This window comes from Variovorax sp. MHTC-1, from assembly GCF_003984645.1.
Taxonomy (GTDB): domain Bacteria; phylum Pseudomonadota; class Gammaproteobacteria; order Burkholderiales; family Burkholderiaceae_C; genus Variovorax.
Window position 1 is genome coordinate 1 of record NZ_RWKI01000074.1, and the last position, 1,444, is coordinate 1,444.

The 1,444-nt window shown below is 57.0% G+C and carries 2 protein-coding genes; both read left to right on the forward strand.

Annotation, left to right across the window (positions count from 1 at the left end):
• The coding region (locus EJI01_RS28260; RefSeq protein ID WP_312846095.1) for an RHS repeat domain-containing protein at nt 1-725 on the forward strand (725 nt) is incomplete at its 5' end.
• A gap of 8 nt (nt 726-733) precedes the next feature.
• Nucleotides 734-1,237, forward strand: a complete 504-nt coding sequence (locus EJI01_RS28265) for a ClpX C4-type zinc finger protein (protein ID WP_126840400.1) — start codon at nt 734-736, stop codon at nt 1,235-1,237.
• Nucleotides 1,238-1,444 lie beyond the last annotated feature (207 nt).

Sequence of the window (1,444 nt, forward strand, 5' to 3'; positions counted from 1 at the left end):
ACGGGCCGATGCCTGTGGCGGTGATGATCGACGGTACCGCCTATGCAGTGCACGTGGACCACCTGAAAACACCGCGTCGCATCAGCGCGGCAGATGGGCAGGTGTTGTGGCAATGGGGCTATTCAGCGTTCGGGGATGAGGAGCCCACGATCGCGGCAAAGCGGTTCACGAGCGCAACGACCAATCCGACGACGGGCGTGACCGGCGCATCGGCAGTCACATACAACCTGCGCTACCCCGGCCAGTACGCGGACAAGGAAAGTGGGCTGTTCTACAACTACTTCCGGAGCTACGACAGTCGGACGGGGCGGTACAGCCAGCCTGACCCCACGGGGTTGGATGGCGGGTGGAATAAATTCGGCTATGCGGATTCCAATCCATTGTTGTACACCGATCCGAAAGGTTTGAATCCGTTCGATGCTCCTCCGTCTCCAAGGCCTACCATTCCAGGGCCACTTGATGTCCTTATCCCCGGAACGCCAGCCAACGATGCGTTCGGTGACTTGCTCGTTGGGGGTATGAATGCGATGTCACTGCCAAGGACCGACAGTTGCAAGCCACAGGAGAAGCAGTACTGTGCGGCCAAGTGCGGCGGTGCTTCGAAGGTAAAAGCGTGCTATGTCTCCGTCCGCTGGAAGACTCGCCGTTTTCGACCGGGGACAGGTGGGTACATCAAAGAAGAGGAGCGCATTGTGAACTGCAACTGTGACGACAACTGCAAGTAATCCCAAACATGAAAAAAAATACCACCCCTTCTCAAGACACGAATGCCCCGCCTCCCGCGATCGGCAGCGATCGTGTGATCGCGTATGCCGTCGCTGACAAGAACGTGAGATTCACAGGACAGCAGCGTCTCTTCGTCGGGGACAAACTCCTCGGTCGGGTACCAAAAATCGCAATCTGTAGGAGCTTGCGAGAAGACCTGAAGGACTATCTGATCCTTTATTGCAGCAAAAACTGGAAAGTGCTGGGCGTGACTGGATCGAAGTCACTGTCATCTGCCAAAAGGGAGGTTGAGCGTTGCTACGCAGGAACCTCCAGCAAATGGGTCAACGTAAACACATCGGAAAAGACAGCCAAGCTCTGGCTTGCGCAGAAGTACCCTAGGGATATCTGCAGCTTTTGTGGGCAGTTCTCCTATGAGGTTGAGGCGCTGTTTCCAGCGCCCTCGGCAACTATTTGCTCATCGTGTGTGGAAGCTTTCTCCCGCGAACTTAAGCCACAGAGATCGAGCTAAAGATCGCTTCCTCCTGCGCTTGGTCTCATGCACGCGCAGTCGCTATTCGTCAGGCTTTTGGCACTCATCGACCTAGACCGACGATCGCTGGGCCGAGCACGGCAGCCGTGGAACGGGAAATCCAGGTGCCTACTCAAGATGGGGCGCCGGACGCGCTGCGATGCTGCGATGTCTGCTTTCGGGGTGGCAGCAACTTCCGCAACGGGC

Coding starts and splice junctions, on each gene's coding strand:
- EJI01_RS28265 (WP_126840400.1), top strand. CDS start 734: ATGAAAAAAAATACCACCCCTTCTCAAGACACGAATGCCCCGCCTCCC.